Annotated in this window: 18 protein-coding genes; 12 read left to right on the plus strand and 6 right to left on the minus strand. The window is 65.5% G+C overall.

Annotation, left to right across the window (positions count from 1 at the left end):
* Positions 1-52 precede the first annotated feature (52 nt).
* The 8 genes from gyrA (at position 53) to DR_RS09825 (ending at position 8,781) form a co-directional block, all read left to right on the plus strand.
* A complete protein-coding gene (gene gyrA, locus DR_RS09795; protein WP_010888548.1) occupies positions 53-2,491 on the plus strand; it encodes a DNA gyrase subunit A in 2,439 nt (812 codons plus the stop codon).
* A 293-nt stretch (positions 2,492-2,784) separates the two neighbouring features.
* Positions 2,785-2,943: a hypothetical protein gene (locus tag DR_RS16855; protein ID WP_234944641.1), complete on the plus strand. Its 159-nt coding sequence runs from the start codon at positions 2,785-2,787 to the stop codon at positions 2,941-2,943.
* A complete protein-coding gene (locus DR_RS16860; protein WP_010888549.1) occupies positions 2,925-3,107 on the plus strand; it encodes a hypothetical protein in 183 nt (60 codons plus the stop codon). The genes DR_RS16855 and DR_RS16860 overlap by 19 nt, the downstream gene beginning before the upstream one ends.
* 213 nt (positions 3,108-3,320) lie before the next feature.
* Positions 3,321-4,442: an alpha/beta hydrolase family protein gene (locus tag DR_RS09805; protein ID WP_010888550.1), complete on the plus strand. Its 1,122-nt coding sequence runs from the start codon at positions 3,321-3,323 to the stop codon at positions 4,440-4,442.
* 73 nt (positions 4,443-4,515) lie between these two features.
* Positions 4,516-6,861 (plus strand): ATP-dependent DNA helicase RecG, encoded by a 2,346-nt coding sequence (gene recG / locus DR_RS09810; RefSeq protein WP_027479810.1) that lies wholly within the window; start codon positions 4,516-4,518, stop codon positions 6,859-6,861.
* A gap of 51 nt (positions 6,862-6,912) precedes the next feature.
* Positions 6,913-7,713, plus strand: coding sequence for a GNAT family N-acetyltransferase (locus DR_RS09815; RefSeq protein ID WP_027479811.1), 801 nt, complete (start codon positions 6,913-6,915; stop codon positions 7,711-7,713).
* A 122-nt stretch (positions 7,714-7,835) separates the two neighbouring features.
* Complete coding sequence (locus tag DR_RS09820; RefSeq protein ID WP_010888553.1) at positions 7,836-8,261, plus strand: GNAT family N-acetyltransferase; 426 nt, start codon at positions 7,836-7,838, stop codon at positions 8,259-8,261.
* On the plus strand, positions 8,209-8,781 hold the full coding sequence (locus DR_RS09825; RefSeq protein WP_010888554.1) for a kinase: 573 nt from the start codon (positions 8,209-8,211) through the stop codon (positions 8,779-8,781). Before DR_RS09820 ends, DR_RS09825 begins: the two co-directional genes overlap by 53 nt.
* On the opposite strand, the gene DR_RS09830 is transcribed toward DR_RS09825, so the two are convergent.
* Positions 8,762-9,085 carry a hypothetical protein gene (locus tag DR_RS09830; protein ID WP_034350059.1) on the minus strand — a complete coding sequence of 108 codons (324 nt, stop codon included), beginning with the start codon at positions 9,083-9,085 and terminating at the stop codon, positions 8,762-8,764. The genes DR_RS09825 and DR_RS09830 overlap by 20 nt on opposite strands.
* A 136-nt stretch (positions 9,086-9,221) precedes the next feature.
* On the opposite strand from DR_RS09830, the gene DR_RS09835 reads away from it, so the two are divergent.
* From DR_RS09835 to DR_RS09850, 4 genes are all read left to right on the plus strand, one after another.
* The gene (locus tag DR_RS09835) at positions 9,222-10,403 is read left to right on the plus strand and encodes an exonuclease SbcCD subunit D (RefSeq protein ID WP_027479813.1); all 1,182 of its coding nucleotides are present in this window, start codon (positions 9,222-9,224) and stop codon (positions 10,401-10,403) included.
* On the plus strand, positions 10,400-13,129 hold the full coding sequence (gene sbcC / locus DR_RS09840) for an exonuclease SbcCD subunit SbcC (RefSeq protein WP_010888557.1): 2,730 nt from the start codon (positions 10,400-10,402) through the stop codon (positions 13,127-13,129). The genes DR_RS09835 and sbcC overlap by 4 nt, the downstream gene beginning before the upstream one ends.
* Before the next feature lie 247 nt (positions 13,130-13,376).
* Complete coding sequence (locus DR_RS09845; RefSeq protein WP_164927981.1) at positions 13,377-14,114, plus strand: hypothetical protein; 738 nt, start codon at positions 13,377-13,379, stop codon at positions 14,112-14,114.
* A gap of 61 nt (positions 14,115-14,175) precedes the next feature.
* Positions 14,176-14,682 carry a hypothetical protein gene (locus DR_RS09850; RefSeq protein WP_010888559.1) on the plus strand — a complete coding sequence of 169 codons (507 nt, stop codon included), beginning with the start codon at positions 14,176-14,178 and terminating at the stop codon, positions 14,680-14,682.
* A gap of 3 nt (positions 14,683-14,685) precedes the next feature.
* Here DR_RS09850 and DR_RS09855 read toward each other — a convergent pair whose 3' ends face one another.
* From DR_RS09855 to DR_RS09875, 5 genes are all read right to left on the minus strand, one after another.
* Positions 14,686-15,099 carry a DoxX family protein gene (locus DR_RS09855; RefSeq protein ID WP_010888560.1) on the minus strand — a complete coding sequence of 138 codons (414 nt, stop codon included), beginning with the start codon at positions 15,097-15,099 and terminating at the stop codon, positions 14,686-14,688.
* An 8-nt stretch (positions 15,100-15,107) separates the two neighbouring features.
* Positions 15,108-15,818 carry a hypothetical protein gene (locus tag DR_RS09860; protein ID WP_010888561.1) on the minus strand — a complete coding sequence of 237 codons (711 nt, stop codon included), beginning with the start codon at positions 15,816-15,818 and terminating at the stop codon, positions 15,108-15,110.
* A gap of 350 nt (positions 15,819-16,168) precedes the next feature.
* A complete protein-coding gene (tnpA, locus tag DR_RS09865; RefSeq protein ID WP_010888562.1) occupies positions 16,169-16,606 on the minus strand; it encodes an IS200/IS605-like element ISDra9 family transposase in 438 nt (145 codons plus the stop codon).
* 206 nt (positions 16,607-16,812) lie between these two features.
* Positions 16,813-18,318, minus strand: a complete 1,506-nt coding sequence (gene glpK / locus DR_RS09870; RefSeq protein WP_010888563.1) for a glycerol kinase GlpK — start codon at positions 18,316-18,318, stop codon at positions 16,813-16,815.
* Positions 18,319-18,402: 84 nt separating this feature from the next.
* Positions 18,403-19,218 (minus strand): MIP/aquaporin family protein, encoded by an 816-nt coding sequence (locus tag DR_RS09875; protein ID WP_034350063.1) that lies wholly within the window; start codon positions 19,216-19,218, stop codon positions 18,403-18,405.
* Between the last annotated feature and the right edge of the window lie 35 nt (positions 19,219-19,253).

Consider the following 19,253-nt stretch of genomic DNA (forward strand, 5'->3'; position numbering starts at 1 on the left):
CTTTTTCCCGGCTGCGGACTGAGCTTTTCCGCGCCGCCCCGATTGGAGTGCCATGACCGGAATTCAACCTGTTGACATCACCAGCGAAGTCAAGACCAATTTCATCAACTACGCGATGAACGTCATCGTGGACCGCGCGCTGCCCGACGTGCGCGACGGCATGAAGCCGGTGCAGCGCCGCATCATGTACGCGATGCTGCAAGAAGGCCTTGCCAGCAACGTCAAACACGCCAAGTCCGCCAGCGTGGTGGGCGAAGTGATGAAGCGTTACCACCCCCACGGCGACAGCTCCATCTACGACGCGATGGTCAGGCTCGGGCAGTGGTGGAACATGCGCTACACCCTGGTGGACCCGCAGGGCAACTTCGGCTCCATGGACGGCGATATGGCCGCCGCCATGCGCTACACCGAAGCCCGCATGACCAAGGTGGCCGAAGAAATCCTGGCCGACCTCGAAAAAGAAACGGTAGACCTCAAGCCCAACTACGACGAGACCACCACCGAGCCCACCGTGCTGCCGTCCGCCGTGCCCAACCTGCTCATCAACGGCGCTTCGGGCATTGCCGTGGGCATGGCGACCAACATCCCGCCGCACAACCTGACCGAAATCAGCAACGGACTGCTCGCGCTCATCGACAACCCCGCCATCACGCTCGACGAGATGATGACCCACGTGCAGGGGCCGGACTTTCCCACCGGCGGGCGCATCGCCAAGGTGGGCATCCGCGAAGCCTACGCCACCGGGCACGCGGGACTGAAGGTGCGCGGCAAGGCCCGTATCGAGGAAGGCAAGAACGGGCGCACCCAGATCATCATCAGCGAAATCCCGTACCAGCTCAACAAGACCAACCTCCTTCAGACCATCAGCGCGATGTACAAGGCGGGCAAGATTCCCGACATCGGGGCGCTGCGCGACGAGTCCGACCGCAAGGAACCCGTGCGGATCGTGATTGAACTCAAGCGCTCGGCGGCGGGCATGGGCACGCTGGTGCTCAACCAGCTCTACAAGTACACCCAGCTCCAGAGCAGCTACACGGTCATGAACCTCAGCATCGTGAACGGCGAGCCGCGCGTGCTGCCCCTCATCGACACCATGCGCTACTTCCTGGACCACCGCCGCGACGTGGTGACCCGCCGTACGGTGTACGACCTGCGCAAGGCCAAGGAGCGCGCGCACGTGCTCGAAGGCCTGCTCAAGGCGCTCGACCATATCGACGAAGTGATTTCGCTCATCCGCGCCAGCAACACCGGTGCCGAGGCCCGCGACGGCCTGATGGCCCGCTTCGGCCTGAGCGAAATTCAGGCGCAGGCGATTCTGGACATGCGCCTCCAGCGCCTCGTCGGTCTGGAACGCGAAAAACTGCAAGGCGAGTACGACGAGCTGCAAAAGACCATTACCCGCCTCGAATCCATCCTCGGCGACGAAAAGCTGCTGTGGCGCGAAATCAAGAAGGAAATCCGCGACATCCGCGACCGCTACGGCGACGCCCGGCGCTCGGTCATCACGGAGCTCGAAGAGGACATCAACAAAGAAGACCTGATCGCGGTGGAAGACATGGTGATCACCATGACCCGCGCCGGGTACGTCAAGCGCACCAACCTGACCGCCTACCGCGAGCAGAAGCGCGGGGGCCGGGGCTCCTCGGGCGGCAAGCTGCGCGAGGAAGATGCCAATACCGGCGTGTTCGTGGGCTCCACGCACGACTACCTGCTGTTCTTCACGGACCAGGGCCGTGTCTTCCACGAGAAGATCTACGACCTGCCGGAAGCGGGCCGCGACGCCAAGGGCACCCACATCCGCAACCTGCTGCCGGGCCTGCGCGACGACGAGAACATCGCCTCGGTGCTGTCGGTCAGCGGCTTCGACCAGCCGGGCAGCTTCATCTTCGCCACCAAGAGCGGCGTGATCAAAAAGAGCCTGATCACCGACTACGCCAACATCACCTCGGCGGGACTGATCGCCATCAACCTGCAACCCGGTGACGAACTCATCGGCGTGGACATCCAGCAAGACGGCGACGACGTGGTGCTGGCGACCAAGAACGGTCAGGCGATGCGCTTCGAGGCGACGCTGGTGCGCGACACGGGCCGCGCCACCCAGGGCGTGATCGGCATCCGCCTGCGCGAAGGCGACGAGGTGGTCAGCATGGCCCTCGTCCCCGGCAACGACGAGGAAGGCGAACTGCTCGCCATCAGCGAATGCGGCCTCGGCAAGCGCACCAAGGTGAGCGACTACCCGAGCAAGGGCCGCGGCGGCCTGGGCGTCATCACCCTCGACGTGACCGACAAGACCGGCAAGCTGGTCACGCTGGCCCACGTCGCGGGCAACGAGGAACTGATGGTCCTGACCGAAAAAGGCACCGTCATCCGCACCCGCGTCGAAGAAGTCCGCGTGACGGGCCGCAACGCCCAGGGCGTCAAGGTCATCAACATCGGCGACAAGGACCGTGTGATCGACGCCTTCCCGATTCGCAAGGAAGACGAGCTGTAAGACCAATTGCGGTTGAATCGCTCACAGTGAGCGATGAAACCCGAGCGGAGCGAGCAGCAAAGAAGACGTGCTGCGGGAGATGGACTGAAATCCAGTTCTTTTCTGGATTTGAGGGAATCGGACGCAGTACGTCTAAGCCAAGCAGTAAAGACTTTTCCAGAGGGCTGGCGCCGACGCGCTGGCCTCTTTTTGGTCTCCAGGTTGACTTTTAGACCAGCTTACCGTACGGTAAGGAGGTTGCTGACCGCTCGGTAAGCCGGGCGATTTTTTCTGACTTCTCTGGAGGCCCACCCATGGACGAAACCATTATCCAACCCGCCGTTCACTCCGCTGTCGGCGGCATCGCGCTGCTCGTGGCTCTTATCACCACCGTTCTGACCTGGCTCGGGGCGCGGCGGGCACCTTCGGCAAGGCGCAGGCAGCGTCGCTCATCGTGCTGCAAATTGCGCTGATGTTGCAGGCTGCCGTCGGCATCAAGCTGCTTGACCAAGGCATGGGCGTGGTGCAGAAATACGTGCATTACCTCGGTGGCCTGGGCTCGGTAGGCCTGCTGATGCTGTTCTACTGGCTGCCCAAGCGGACGAGGCGGACACCGCCAACAAGGCGGCGTGGCTGACCACCGCCAGCCTGCTCTTCGTGGCGATGACCTTCTTCATCGGACAGATGTACGTGAAGGGGCAGTTCAACAGCTAAGCCGCCGCAGACAGCAAAAGCCGGGACGCCCACACAGGCGCTGCCCGGCTTTTTTTATTGGCCGCACAAACTCACATCCGTTCAAGACCACCGCGCCCGGCATCCTTCACTAATGCGCGGAGGCTACACTCAGGGGATGTCTGCCCTCACTAAATTTGGACTCTGCATGCTGCTCGGCTTCGGCGCTTCGGCGCTGGCGGACGACGTGACGCGCCAGGATACGACGCTCAACTTCGGGGACTTCACTTCCCCCGCGCAGTGGACCTACCCGGCCAGCGCGCGGGGCAAGGTGCCCGCTGTGCTGCTCATTCACGGTTCGACCCCGGCGGACATGGACTTCACGGTCACAGGGCCGGACGGCAAGCCGCTTTCGAGCATCTTCCGCGACATTTCGGGTGCCCTAAGTGCGCGCGGCGTCGCGGTGCTGCGCTACAACAAGCACTATGTGGCGGGGCCGGGCAAGGTGGACTATGAAAAGTTCTACGGTCAGGCTGACCTCAAGACCTTCCTGAAAGACGCGGAAACGGCGCTGGACGCGATGAAGCACAACCCGCGTGTGGACCCCCGGCGCATCTTCGTCTACGGCTGGAGCGAGGGCAGCACGGTGGCGGCGCGACTGGTGCGCGACCACCCGGAAGTGCGCGGGCTGATTCTGCAAGGGCCGGTTACGCTGCCTTGGGGCGAGTTGTTCGACAAGCAACTCACCGACGTACAGCTGCCCTACCTGCGGCAGGTGGCGCCCGGCGGCCTGACCAATGCCAATGTGATGACGGCGCTGAGCGGCCCCGGCGGGCTGGTCGCCAGCAGCGGCGTGAGCTTCGCCCTGAGCCCCGAGAGCTTTACCAGCGGCCAGCCCAGCCTCAACCTGGCCCTTGACCTGAACCGCGACGGCATCCTCGACCTGGACCGTGAGTATCTGCCGGGTGTCCGCGCCTACCTCAAGGGCCAGCTCGACACGCCGCAGGGCTTTTTGAACATTTACAGCGACACGCGCTCCCTGCCGCCCGTCACCGCGCAGGTGCCTTACCTTAAAGTGCCGATGCTGATTGTGCAGGGCATAAACGACGCCAACACGCCCGAGCCGTACCTGATGACCCTGCAACAGGCCATCGTGCAGGCGAAGGGCCGGGCGACCATCAAGCGCTACGCGGGCCTGGGGCACACGCTCGGGCCGGCGAGCAGCGTCATTGACGACAACTTCCGGCCCATTGCCCAGCAGCCGCTGAACGACATGGCGGAGTGGGTTCTGCGTCAATAGTTCCAGTCTCCGGCCTGTCATAGGCACTCCGTGATGGAACGTCCCGGCCCCAGTCTGTTACGCTGTGAGCGAAATGGCGACGGTGGCTGAACTGCAAGAACGACTTCGGCGCCCCCTCGCTGCCGAGCTGGCGGGGGGTTGCCATGACCGCGTGGTGGCGGGCGGCGTGGAGAAATTACTTTCCACACCGCTCGCCGGTCCTTTTCCCAAAGTGCGCGAGGTGCTGAGCGGCTACGCGGGGCTCGACGAAAGCGCCCGCGCCGTCGCGCTGCGTGAGGCGCTGACATTGCTGGGGAGCACCGGCAAAACGACCCGCCGCGCCGCCGCGCCCGCACCCACCAAAATGGCTCCGCCGCAGGCCGCCCCCGGTGAGCGCCTGCCGCTGGACGCCCCCGCCGAGCGCCTGAACACCGGCCCCGGCGGCGCGCGCAAGCTCAGCACGCTGGGCCTGCACACCCTGCGCGACGTACTGCACGCCTACCCGCACCGCCACGAGGACCGCCGCGCCCTGCCCGACCTGGCGGACGTGGAGGAAGGCCAGAAGGTGACCGTGATGGGCACGGTGGTCAGCAAGTTTCGCCGTGCGCCCCGGCCAGGAATGCTGATTCTGGAAATCGTGCTGGAAACGCCTTCTGGTGGGCGGGTCAAGGCGACGTGGTTCAACCAACCCTGGGTCGAGAAGCAGCTGCGCGAGGGCGCACGACTGGTGCTGACGGGCCGTGCCAAGAAGTTCGGGCGGCAGACGCAGCTCAGCGTGGAGCACATGGAAACGGTGGACAAGGCCGAGGGCAGCCTCAGCACCAGGCGCATCGTCGGCGTGTATGACGCCAAGGAGGGCATCAGCCAGGAGTTTTTGCGCAAGGCGGCGTACAAGGCATTGGAAGCCGCGCCCCTCGACGACTATCTGCCGGCCCACTGGCGGCGCAAATACGGCCTGACCGACCTCGGCGACGCGCTGTGGGGCATTCACTTTCCGCGCGACGAGGCGCAGCTCGCGCGGGCACACGGACGGCTGCGCTTCGACGAGTACCTGTTTCTGGAACTGCGGATGCTGCTGCAAGGTGAGGACGCCGTGCTGCAAGGCAAGCGCTTCGAGGCGCGCGGCGAGGACATCAACAAGTTCGAGGCGGCACTCCCCTTCCGTTTTACCAATGCCCAGCGCCGGGTGCTGCTGGAAATCACCGACGACATGCGCTCGGACCAGCAGATGGCGCGGCTGGTGCAGGGCGACGTGGGGAGCGGCAAAACCGCCGTCGCCGCCTGCGCGCTCTACCTCGCCGTGCGCGACGGCTACCAGGGCGCGCTGATGGCCCCCACCGAGATTCTGGCCCGCCAGCACTACGCCAACCTCTGCGGGTACCTCGGCCAGCTCGACGTGCGGGTGGGCCTGCTGATCGGCGCGATGACCCCAAAAGCCAAGCTGGAGATGCAGACCCGCATTGCCGAGGGCGACGTGGACGTGGTGGTGGGCACCCAGGCGCTGATTCAGGAGAACGTGCAGTTCGACAATCTGGGCCTCGCCGTGGTGGACGAGGAACACCGCTTTGGCGTGCAGCAACGCCGCCGCCTGCTCGCCAGTCGCCCCGACGTGCTGGTGATGTCGGCCACGCCCATTCCGCGCTCGCTGGCGCTAACGGCTTACGGCGACCTTGAACTGAGCATCATCGACGAGTTGCCGCCGGGCCGCACCCCGATTGAAACCAAGCTGATTCAGGACACCGCCCGCCAGCAGGCCTACGGCTTCGTGATGGGCCAGATTCGCCAGGGCCGGCAGGCGTACGTGGTCACCGCGCTGATTGAGGAAAACGAGAATCTGGAGCTGCTCGCGGCCACCCAACTCGCCGACGACCTCAAGACCATCCTTCCCGAAGCGCGCATCGACCTGCTACACGGCAAGATGTCCGCTGCCGAGAAGGATTACGTGATGGAGCGTTTCCGGGCGCACGAGTTCGACATTCTGGTGTCCACCACCGTGATCGAGGTCGGCGTGGACGTGCCCAATTCCACCGTGATGGTGATTGAAAACGCCGAGCGTTTCGGCCTCGCGCAGCTTCACCAGTTGCGCGGGCGGGTCGGGCGCGGCAGCCTCCAGAGCTACTGCGTGATGATTGCCGGGGAAACGTCCCTGAAGACCCGCAAGCGCCTGAAAATCATCGAGGGCAGCACCGACGGCTTTGTCATTGCCGAGGCCGACCTCAAGCTGCGCGGCCCCGGCGAGATTCGCGGCACCCGGCAAAGCGGGATTCCCGACCTGCGGCTGGCCGACCTTGCCAACGACGCCGACATCATCGAGCAGGCGCGCGAACTCGCCAAGCACATCCTGGCGAATGACCCCCGGCTGGAGCATCCGCGCTTGCAGTATTTGCGCAGCGAGTTGCAGAACAGAAGTTCGAGCGTGGCGTACCGCGAAGTGATTTGACAGGCCATTTTGCCGCTAGGACCGCTGGCCCAGGCCGCTTAAGCTGGAGTGATGACAGAACAGCTCTCGCCGCAGCAGCTTTTGCGTCTCTACGATCAACAACTGCGCGGTCATGCAGAAGTGTCCTCAATGGACGAGTTTCAGCAATTCGGTCCTCTGTGGCGTGCAAAATGCAGAGCACGCGGTTTTGTGACCTATCAAACGCTTGGAAATTCCTCGGGCGCCCGGTTGGACGAGCTGATCAAGCAGACCGTGGCCTTTTACGCCGCCGATCCACAGATCAAGTCTTTCGAGTGGAAGACACGCGGACACGACCAACCCACAGATTTATCTGAACGGCTCCTGGCACACGGCTTTGTCCCTGAGGAGGAAGAGACGGTGATGGTCGGCGAAGCGGCGGCCTTGGCTCAGCCCGTCAAAGTGCCTGCTGGAGTGACGCTGCGGCGAATTGATAATGTGGTCGACCCTTACACTGAACTGTTGCGCGCCGCTGCCGCACAGGCCAGGGCTTTTGGATTTCCCTTCGGAGTCGAAGATTTCGTGAACCGTTTGGAGCGCAACGGAGCCAATCTGGAACTCTGGATTGCCGAAGCCGAGGGAGAAGTGCTGTGTACAGGCCGCCTTGAACTGGTGCCGGGCACCGAATTTGCTGGCCTGTGGGGTGGGGGAACTGTTCCAGAGTGGCGCGGCAAAGGCCTCTACCGCGCTTTGACCGCCGCACGTGCGCGCTCGGCGCTGAACCGGGGAGTCCGTTATCTGCAAAGCGACTGCACCGAGTTCTCGCGCCCTATTTTGCAACGCAGTGGGCTGTTACCTATCACGACCACCACGCCTTTTATCTGGCGCCGCTAGCTCAGGCCGAGGAATACCGGGCGAAGCTGTCAGGGCATCCCTGCCCCACCCAACCGCCAGAATTAGGCCATGCACATTCGCCCCGCCCGCCCTGACGACTTCCCGCAACTCCGCTGCTCGACATGGGCTTCGTGGAAGACGAAACGGCGCTGGCCGCCCGTTTTCCAGGCTTTTGTGCTGATCCGGCCCACCTGATTCTGGTGGCCGAGGATGCCGGAAAGCTGCTCGGGTACGCCGCCGTGCAGGACTACGGCCCGCATCTGCGCTCAGGCGACCGCCACCGCACCGCCAAACTGGACGACCTCTACACATTGCCGGAGGCGCGGCGCCGTGGTGTGGCCCGTGCCCTGATGGACGCCGTGACCGACTGGGCGCGGGCCAAGCCGCTGCGCTACGTGTTCTGGTACGCCAATCAGGGCGCGGCAGGGCAGGCCTATCAGGCGATGGGCCACCAGCCCGCGCCGTACGGTCAGGAGGGCTTCGATTTCTACGAGATTGATCTGGGCGACCCTGCCGAGCGACTGCCGCATCCTCAGCGGGGGTCCTAAGTGGCCCCCCCCCCTGATCGTCCTGCGCGGCAACTCGGGCAGCGGCAAAAGCTCGGTGGCCCGCGCCCTGCGGGAACGCTTCGGCTACGGGCTGGCGTGGGTGGAGCAGGATTATCTGCGGCGAGTCCTGCTGCGCGAGCATGACGTTGCGGGCGGCAAAAACATCGGCCTGATTGAAACCAATGTGCGCTATTGCCTCAGCGCCGGGTCCGTTACGGTGCTGGAGGGCATTCTTTTTTCACGGCACTATGGCCCGATGCTGGAGCGGCTGCACGCGGACTTCGGCGGGCACTGGTTTTATTTCGACCTGCCATTCGAGGAAACGGTTCGCCGCCACGCGACGCGGCCACAGGCGGCGGACTTCGGCGTGCAGGACATGCAGGCGTGGTTTCAGGCGCGGGACGTTCTACCGTTCGTGCAGGAACAGCTCATCGGGCCGGCAAGCTCGCTGGCGGACACCACGGCCCAGGTCTGGCAAGCTGCCGGTCTCGACCTGCTCTTTACTCGCGCCCGTCGGTAAACGTCAGCTTCGGCAGGCGGTCGAAGGTCGCCGCGCTCAGGCGCAGGCCCGCCCAGGGGGTATTGCGCGCTTCAGGGAATTGCAGCGTCAGCAGGCGAAACCGGCCCTTTTCGGCCACCAGCACCCGCGCCTGAATTTCGCCGGCACGGATGCACTGGGTGCCCGGCTGGCAGCGGCTGTCGTTCACGCGCAGCACGGTGACCTTCTGACCGGCGAGGCGGCCCGTCTGACCGGGTTGCAGGGTGACGCTGGCGGCGGAAGCGGCGGCGCTGAGGCTGAGCAGCAGAGGAAGAACTTTGTTCATGCCCCGATGATGCGCGGCGCGGCTGAAGCATGGCTGACGGCAGGTCACATCGTCGCTTCAGCTTCTAGTGGAGATACTGGAAAACGAGCCCGCGCTTCACTACGTCACAGCCCCTGTTCATGCTATTTTTTCCGTCATGCGCGTACTTCATACCGCCGATTTCCACGCCGGGCGGTTGCTCAAAGGGTTTGACCGGACGCCCGAAATTCATGACGCCCTCGTTGAGATTGCCGGACTCGCCCGCACCGAGAGGGCCGACGCGGTGCTCGTCTCGGGCGACCTGTTCGACACCGGCAACCCGTCCGCCGATGCCGAAGCCGCCGTGTTCGACTTTTTTCTGCGCCTGCGCGACGCGGGCATTCCCGGAGTCGTGATTGCCGGGAACCACGACTCGGCAGCGCGGCTCGACTCGGTGGCGGGCTTGCTCGGCTGGGTGGGCATTCAGGTGGTGGCGCAGCCGAGCGGCGACCCGCTGGCGATGGTGCGCGAGGTGGCGACGAAATCGGGCGAACGGCTGCGGGTGGGCGCGCTGCCCTACCTCTCCGAGCGGCGGCTGGTCAAGGCGGTGGACGTACTCGGCGGTGACCTGGGCGCACAGCGGCAGAAATACCGCGAGAACATGGGCTTTTTTCTGCGCGAGCTGGGCCGGGGCTTCGAGCCGGGGGCCGTCAATATGCTGATGGCCCACACCACGATGGACGGCGCGGTGCCGAGCGGTTCCGAGCGCACCTTTCAGCTCGACCTGACCAACGCCTACACCGTTTCGGGCCTGCAACTGCCGCCCGGCGCGCAGTACGTGGCGCTCGGGCACATTCACAAGCCGCAGACCGTGTCCGACGCGCCGCTCGCCTGCTATCCCGGCAGCGTGATTCAGCTCGATTTCGGCGAGGCGGGCGAGAAAAAACAGATCAACCTGATTGAGGTTGAGGCCGGACGCCCCGCCCGCGTGGAGGGCATTCCGCTGGCGAGCGGACGTGACCTGCGGACCGTATACGTGGACCTCGACAACGTGGAACGGCGGCTCGGGGAAGTTAAAGCGAGCGGCTTTACGGGCCTGCTGAAAGTCGTGGTGCGCGCCCCCGCTGGCACCGCCCTGCCGGGGCTCAAGGACCGGGTGCTCAATATCACCCCGAACGCCCTGAGCGTGGAACTCGACGCGCAGCAAGAAGACCTCGCCGTGCCCGAGCTGCGGCGCGAGGGCCTGACGCTGATGGAGCTGTTCGAGCGCTACTGGCAGGAAAAACGCGGCGAGTTGCCCGACGACGTGCGGGCAGCGTTCCAGACCGCCGAGTCGCAGGCGCGGGAGGGCGCGCAGTGAAGCCGCTGCACCTCACCCTGCGCGGGTTTACCGCCTTCCGGCAGACCACCGACCTCGATTTCGCCGACCTCGAACTGTTCGCGCTCGTCGGGCCGACCGGCAGCGGCAAGTCCAGCCTGCTCGATGCGATGACCTTCGCGCTCTACGGGGAGACGGCGCGGCTCGGCGCCACCGGGCTCGACGCGCTGATTTCGCAGGGTGAGCGGACGCTGAGCGTGGCGCTGACCTTCGAGGCCGGCGGACAGACCTACCGCGTCACCCGCACGCGCGGGCGCAAACAGGCCGACAACGAGGTGCGACTCGACCGCCTCGACCCCGACGGCGAATGGACCGGCCTGAGCAGCGGCTCGCAAAAGGACATCGCGCAGCGCATCGAAGACGTGGTGGGGCTGGATTTCGACACCTTCACCCGCTGCGTGATGCTGCCGCAGGGCCAGTTCGCCGCGCTGCTCCACGGCAAGCCCCGGCAGCGCCAGGAACTGCTCGGCGAGCTGACCGGCATGGGCCGCGTGCAGCAGATGCAGACTTTCGCCGCCGACCAGGTGAAGGACTTTAAGCACCAGTCGCAGAGTCTGAGCAGCGTGCTGGCGAGCGAGTACGCCGGGGTGAGCGAAGAAGCCGCCGCCGCCGTGCGCGCCCAGCGCGAGCAAACCGACGCCGACGCCGAGCGACTCCTCCAGCAGCGCGAGGAATTGCGAACCCAACTGCAACGCTGCGCGAACAGKWAAAGTCTGTCCAGCCGCGAGGACACCGCCCGCCGCCTGACCGTGCAGGAAAGCCGTSCCGAGGGCGTGCGCCAGGGAGCCGAGCGGGCCCGCCGCGCCCGGCAGGTGGCCGGGGTGCTGCCGCTGCTTGACGCCGCCGAGCGCGCCCGCATCGCTTACGACCGCCAGACCCGCGAACTCGCCGGGGCCGAGAGCGCCCTGCAAAGTGCTCAGGCCCAGGCCGCCCGCGCCGACGCCGCGCTGACGCAGGCTCAGGCGCAGGAACCCCGCATTCCTGAGCTGGAGGAGCAGGCGAACGCCCTGCGCGAAGCCGAGGCCGACGCCGCCCGCCTTAAACGGGCCGGGGGCAGCGTGCAGGCGACCCATGCCAACCCGCTGCCGTGGGACGAGGACGCCTTCGAGACGGCGCGTGAGGCGGCGCAGAAGCTGGAGAAGTTGCGGGTGGAGCGGTCAATCCTAGAAAGCGAGAAGGCCGCGCTGAAAGCTGCCCTGGAGCGTTACGCGCAGGAAGAGCGGCAGCAACAGGAAGAAACGGCTCAGCTGGAACGGGTCAAAGCAGACGGTCTGAAAGCCAAGGAACAGCTTCAGGTCGCCCAGCAACGCGAGGAAGAGGCGCGGATGGAGGCGGGGCTGGCCTCTTACCGTTCGCATCTGCATGAGGGCGAACCGTGCCCGCTGTGCCTGCAAACCGTCCATGAGGTGCCGGAAGGCGAAAGTGTCGATCTGGACGAGTTGCGCGGTCAGGTCAACCTGCTGCAAAAGCTGGTGCAGGAGCGGCGCGAGCATTTCACCGACCTGCGCGGGCAGCTCAAGACCCGGCAGCTGTGGCTGGACGAAAAAAAGAGCGAATACCACGACTGGAACGAGCGCAACAAGCAGCGCGAACTCGACGCCCGTGAGCTGGAAAGACACATTTCCGGCAATCCGCAAGACGACCTCCAACGCCTCCTCGCCTCGCTTGCGGGCCGGGTGCGGCAGGCCGGGGCCAACCCCGCGCAGGCCAGACGAGACCGGCTGGCCGAGATTCAGTCCATCCGCAGCCGTATTCAGGAGGCACAGGCCGCGCTCTCGCGTGCCCAGGGCGACCTCGCCGCCGCGCAGGCCACCGCGCAGCCGCGCAGTATGGGCGGCGAGCGCGAGGCCGACCACCTCGCCGCTGCCGACGCGCTGACGAAGGCCCTCGCCTCGCTGAATCTGACCGCCGAGGCCGCCCGCACCGCCGGCCTGCCCGAAAACGAGATTGCCGCGCTGGAAGAGGGCGCCCGCAAGCACGAGGCGGAAGTGGCGCAACTGCGGGCCGCGCTTGCCGACCTCGACCGGCAGCTCGGACTTGAAGCCTTCGACCCGGCGCACCTCGCGCAGGTCAGCCGCGACCTGACCGCCAGCGACGCCGCGCTGAGCACTGCTCGCGAACAGGCCGGGCGACTCGCCGAGCAGGAGCGCCAACTGCGCGACAAGCTCACCCGCAAGGCCGACATCGAAACCCAGGCGGCGGAGGCCGGGCGGCAGCTCGATACTTGGCAGACGCTCAACAACGCCCTCAAGGTCAACGAGTTCCAGCAGTTCATGCTCGCCGAGGTGGAGGCGCAGCTCCTCACCCGCGCGGGCCTGCTGCTCTTCGACATCAGCGACGGGCGCTACCGCCTGAGCCTCGACAAGGGCGAGTATGTCGTGCAAGACCTCTGGAACGCGGGCGAGGTCCGCGCCGTCAAGACGCTCTCGGGCGGCGAAACCTTCCTCGCCTCGCTCTCCCTCGCCATCGCCCTGAGCGACTACCTCGCGGGCAACAAGGTGCTCGGCGCCCTCTTTCTGGACGAAGGCTTCGGCACCCTCGACCCGCAAGCGCTGGAAGCCGTCGCCACCGCGCTCGAAAACCTGCGAACCCAGGGCCGCATGGTGGGCATCGTCACCCACGTCGAGAGCCTCTCCGAGCGGTTGCCGAGCCGCCTGCTGGTGAGCAAGAGCATGGCCGGCAGCAACGTGATTCGGGTGGACGGATAAGGCGGAGGAGCGCCGATAAAACTTTCTTGTCTGCGGTGCACCAAACCAAATCCGGGCTTCTCCTAGAGCATTTGACGTAATAAAGACCCCTCACCCCTGCCTCTGGCAGGCCCTCTCCCCTTGGTAGAGGGTCAAACAACGCAAGGCTATTCTTTTGTCAAATGCCCTACGAGGCGGCCCGGATTTTCTTCTCTCTGTAGACTCTCCTGTCAACATCCCATCAGCCTTCTGGTCTACCCTCTCCCCCATGACCCCGCGCCCCCGTCTGCTGCTCACCGCCGCCCTGCTTGCCCTCGTGCCCGCTGCCCAGGCCGCCGACCTGCGGCTTTATCCCACCTTGGGCGAAGTGACGAGCCAGCCGCTCAAAGTGGAAGGCGGCGCGGTCACGGTGCCTTTTCCCAAAGCCGATTGGGCCTGGGTGGTGCCCGGCAGCGTGCGCCTGCTCGGGGTGCCGGTGACCCGCACGCGCGTGACGCCGGGGGTGAACGTGCTGCGCGCCCACGAAGGCGAAGCCGTGCGGGTGCTGCGCGGCGGCCTGAACCTGAAGGGCACGCTGGCCGACGCCGAGGCGCTGCTCGTGCAGCTCGACAGCGGCGAGTACCTGACGGTGCGCCCCGACGAACTTGCCTTCAGCACCCGTCCGCCCAGCAGCCGCGACGTGGCCGACGTCAAGGTGACATTTGAGACGGGCGGCGCCGGTTCCGCGAACTTGCTCTACCAGACCCGCGCCCTGTCGTGGAAACCGCGCTACGAACTGGACGCGAGCGGCGACGCGGCCACCCTGCGCGCCCTGGCCGAGATTCGCAACGCCGGCGACCAGAGCTTCAGCGGCAGCACCGACCTCTACGCCGGAGACGTGCGCCTGGTGCCGGAAAACGTGCCGATGCCGACGCTGCGGTGGTGGGAGAACTCACCACGACCACCAGCAGCGCGGGCAATGCCGCTGTCGCCCAGGACCGCGCTGTCACGGCTCTCGGCGAGGTGAGCGGCCTGCAACGTACGCCCTAAGCCGTCCGCTGACCATCGGCCCACGCGAGACGCAGACTTTGCCCTTCCTGGCGCCCAAGCTGTCGGGCTTTGCCCGTTACGACCGCATCAGCACGTATTTTTCGCCGTCGAATTCGTCGGGCCGGGCGACCCGCTTTTACAAGTTCACCGCCGATGCCGCGCTGCCCGCCGGTCCCCTCACGGTGCGCGAAAACGGCGTGCTCGTCGGCAACGTCAGCCTCGGCAGTACCGCCGCCGGGCAGCTCAGCGACCTCTCGCTCGGCGCCGACCCCGAACTGCGCTTCAGCCGCAGCGTGACCGTGCTGAACACCGAGAAAGACGGCAGCGGGCGCATTCTCAGCCGCAGTTACCGCGTGAGCTACGCGCTGACGAGCACCAAGTCGGCGGCCACCACCGCGCAGGTCCGCGAGCAGGTCTACGGCCAGAGCGTCGTGGTGGACGGCAAAGTTCAGACCGGCAATCCGGTCATGGTGACCCGGTACGTGACTGTGCCCGCCGGGGGCAAGGCGAACGTGACCTTCACGCTGAAGGTGCGCGGCGGCTGAACCTCAGTCGCGCGCCTTTCTCTCCTGCCAGGCTCCCGACGACCACAGCGCTCCCCCAATCAGCACGGGCTGGAAAAACAGGCGGATAAACCGCTTGCGGTCGGTGTCGAGCCCGAAGGCGTCGGTGCGCGTCAGGTACTGCGAAATGTTGCCGGGAAACACCGCGACGAAAAAGGCCGCGAGCAGCCAGCCGAGCGGAATGCGCTTGTCTTTCCAGAGCATGAACGCCGTGCCGAGGCTGATTTCCACGACGCCCGACGCCAGCACCACGAAGTCTTCGTTCAGCGGCAGCGCTTCGGGCACCTGCGCCTGAAACTCGTCGCGGGCGAAGGTGAGGTGGCTGATGCCGGCAAACGCCAGAAACCCGCCGAGGCCGACGCGGGCCAGGTTTTGCAGGAGGCTTGGGGACTTCGTCATGCCCCACCCTACCCCCAGAGCCGGACCGTGGGGGCCTGCCCGGTATGGGGCTGGTGGCTCTCGGCCAGCCGCTCGGCGTAGGCGTCGGCCCAGCCACGTGCCGGAATCAGAAGGGGCACCAGCAGTTCGTCGGCAGCCCCGATGAAATGAAACAGCGACCCGAACGCCGCGTTGTTCAGCGTGTGCCCGGTTTCATGTGCTATGAGGCCCAGCGCATTTGGCGTCACGAAGGCGAACTGCCCGAGGTTGAATCCCCCGCTGAAGCCCGGCCACCACAGCCAGCCCCCGAGGAGGACGACCGTGCCGGTTGCCCGGTCCAGAACCACCCGCCGCACTAAGGGAAAAGCCAACAGATTCAGCACGAAGGCCCCCAGTCCCAGAGCGGTGGCCGGCCAGCTCAGCGGCAGCAGCCAGCCCGCCCAGCCGAGCACTTGCCGGAAGCGCAGGCGCCGGGTCAGGTGGGAAGCGGCGAGCAGATTGACTGCTATGAGAGGTAGAGGAAGAGGCCCCAGCCAGCGCAGCACAATGGCGGCATTCAGCCCGGTGTTCAAGCCAATCAGCACACCGCGCCACAGCGGTTCGGTTCCCCGACTGGCGGCGATGTAAAGCCCCACACCCAGCAACAGCCACAGCGCGGGTGCCGAAGCCAGCGGCAGTTGTGCCAATCCCCACGCCAGCAGCACGCCAATCAGGGCGCCGAGCGATGGGAGGGCAAACATGGAACGCAGTGTGCCAGAACCGGGGTGTCTGCCGATGCCCTATGCTGGAACAGTCCCTGACAGGACGGGGTGCATGACAACCGGGGAGTTTTGAGGGGCCAGCAACACGGGAAAGGCAAAACGCACCCGGAGTTGCAGCTCTGGGTGCTGGAAAGGAGGTGATGTCCTTATGCGCAAACAGTGTAAGGATACACCGAAGCGCCCGCGTAGACAATGGAAAGCGAGTGAGGTTGCCGCATTGATTGCAGCTCTCGGCACCTTGCTTTCCGGTCTCGCGGCGCTCCTACAAGCCCTGAACTAAACGACCCTGCACTGAAAGTGCAGGGGTTGCGGAGCGGCTAAAGCCGCCTTCAATCCTCCAGGATGAACGCTGAATCATCTGGGTCGGAGGGGTGACGATGATGCTCCAAGTACTCCTGCACCATCGCCTCCGTGATAGTCCCCGTACTCCACGCACCATACCCGACGCCCCAAAAGTGCTTGCCCCAGTAGCGCTTTTCGAGGTGGGGGAATTCCTGTTGCAGCCGCCGCGATGTCCTTCCCTTCAATCGCTTCACCAGGTCGCTGACGGCGAGCCTCGGCGGATATTCCACGTGCATGTGGACGTGATCCTTGCTCACCACCCCCTTGAGAATCCGCACGTCTTCTGCCTTGCAGATTTGGATCAGCAGCTCCCGACATCGCGGTTTGATCTCTCCCACCAAGACGTGATATCGATACTTCGTTGCCCACACAACATGTAGCGTCAGTCGGCTGACCGTATGACTCCCAGACCGCTGCTGCCCCATCTGCTCAGCCTAACCGACGCCCTCAGGCACGAGGTTTCTGAAAGACTTGCACTAAAGTGCATGGCTTAGGACCAGCGTGTTCGGAGAGTAAAGGCCCTCTCGCCCCCGGTGTGCACCTGACAGCCCTCGTCCCGTGCGGGGGCTTTCGCTTTTGCAACACAACAAAAAACCCCGCCGAAGCAGGGGCCTTGAAGGGGAAAAAGCGCTTACGCTTCGCTGTCGTCTTCCCAGTCGCGGGCGCGGGCCACGGCCTTTTTCCAGCGGCGCATCAGCTTGCTGCGCTCCTCTTCGCTCATCTGGGGCTCGAAGCGCTTGTCTTCCTGCCACTGGTGGGCGATGTCGTCGGTGGACTTCCAGTAGCCCACGGCGAGGCCCGCGAGGTAAGCGGCGCCGAGCGCGGTGGTTTCGGTGACTTTGGGCCGGATGACCGGCACGCCGAGGATGTCGGCCTGGAACTGCATCATCAGGTCGTTGGTGCTGGCGCCGCCGTCCACGCGCAGTTCCTTGAGCTCCACGCCCGAGTCCTTTTGCATGGCTTCGAGCAGCTCGGCGGACTGGTAGGCCACCGCTTCGAGCGCGGCGCGGGCGATGTGCGCCTTGGTGGTGCCACGGGTGATGCCGACCATCGTGCCACGGGCGTAGGCGTCCCAGTAGGGCGCGCCGAGGCCGACGAACGCGGGCACCAGCATCACGCCTTCGCTGCTGTCCACCGTGCGGGCGAGCGCCTCGATCTCGGTGCTGGAGCGGATGATGTTCAGGCCGTCGCGCAGCCACTGCACCACCGCGCCGCCGATAAACACCGAGCCTTCGAGCGCGTAGGTCCGCTCGCCGTCCAGCTGCCACGCCACCGTGGTCAGCAGTTTGTTCTGGCTCGGGACCGCCTCGCCCTCGGTATTCATCAGCATGAAGCAGCCGGTGCCGTAGGTATTTTTCGCCATGCCCCTCTCAAGGCAGGCCTGCCCGAAGGTCGCCGCCTGCTGGTCACCGCCGATGCCCGCAATCGGCACCTGCGCGCCGAGCAACCCCGCCGCCGTCTTGCCGTACACCTCGGAGGAGTTGCGGACCTCGGGCAGCACGCTGCGCGGCACGTCGAGGATGCGCAGCAGTTCGTCGTCCCACTCGCCGGTGTGGATGTTGTAGAGCAGCGTGCGGCTGGCGTTGGTGGCGTCGGTGATGTGCAGTTCGCCGCCGGTCAGGTTGTAGACCAGCCAGGAGTCGATGGTGCCGAAAGCGAGTTCGCCCTTCTCGGCGCGTTCGCGGGCGCCGGGCACGTTGTCGAGCAGCCACTTGACCTTGGTGCCGGAGAAGTAGGCGTCGAGCACCAGCCCGGTCTTGTCCTGCAAGGTCTTTTCGTGCTGAGCGCGGATAGAGTCGCAGTAGGGCGCGGTGCGGCGGTCTTGCCAAACAATCGCGTGGTGAATGGGCTTGCCGGTCGCGCGGTCCCAGATGAGGGTCGTTTCGCGCTGGTTGGTGATGCCGATGGCGGCGAGGTCGGAGGCGCGGATGCCCGCGTTGCTCAGGGCCTGCTGCGCCACGCCGATCTGGGTGCTCCAGATTTCGTTCGCGTCGTGCTCCACCCAGCCGGGCTTGGGAAAGTGCTGCCGGAATTCCTGCTGGCCGACGCCCTTCATGTTGCCCTGGTGGTCGAAGACGATGGCGCGGCTGCTGGTGGTGCCCTGGTCGAGGGCCAGGATGTACTGATGCTCAGACATGGCGGTGCTCCTCAGTTTGGTTGAGATCGGGGTCGAGAGACGGAAGCAGGGAGCAGGCGACGGGGCCTCCCACTCTCTGAAGGGTTACTGGCGGTTGAACTCGGGGTCCACACCCTGCACGCCGACGTGCGCTTCGCCGGCCCGCAGCAGGGGGCGCCCGATGCAGAAATCGTAGATGAAGGCCCCGACCAGACCGCCCACAATCGGGCCGATGACGGGGACGAGCCACACGTTGATGTCGCCGAGGTTCTTGAAGCCGGCGAGCAGCGCGAACAGGCGCGGGCCGAGGTCGCGCGCGGGGTTGATGGCGTAGCCGTTCATGCCGCCGAAGCTGATGCCCACCGCCATGACCACGAAGGCCACCGCGAGGCTGCCCCAGGCCGCGCCCGCCGGGTTGTTGAGCTTGTCGCCGATGGCCAGAATCAGGCCGACGAGCAGCGCCGTGCCGACCACCTGGTCGATAAAGCCGGGCAGGAAGCCGGGCACCGCCGGGAAGGTGCTGAAAATGCCCGCCGTGTGGTCGAGCCCCGGGTCCACGCCGAGCCACTTGGCGTGGTAGACGGCAAACACGATGGCCGCGCCCAGGAACGCGCCGATCATCTGCGCCAGGATGAAATAACCGACCTTGGCCCAGGGAAAGCGCCCAGTTGCGGCCAGCGCAATCGTCACCGCCGGGTTGAGATGCGCGCCCGTGATGGTGCCCGCGACGAAAATGCCCATCAACACCGCGAAGCCCCAGCCGAGCACGATGTTGGTGTAGCCGCCCATGACGACCTCACCGGGAATCGCCGGGGACGACCCGAACAGTTTGACCATGGCGACCACGCCACAGCCAAACAGAATGAGAACCAAAGTGCCGAGTAGCTCGGCGACGAACTCCTGCGCTGCCGTAAATTTCATTGTGCTCACCTCTCCTTTTTTTGTGACAAAGTTTA

This window comes from Deinococcus radiodurans R1 = ATCC 13939 = DSM 20539 (assembly GCF_000008565.1).
Lineage (GTDB): Bacteria > Deinococcota > Deinococci > Deinococcales > Deinococcaceae > Deinococcus > Deinococcus radiodurans.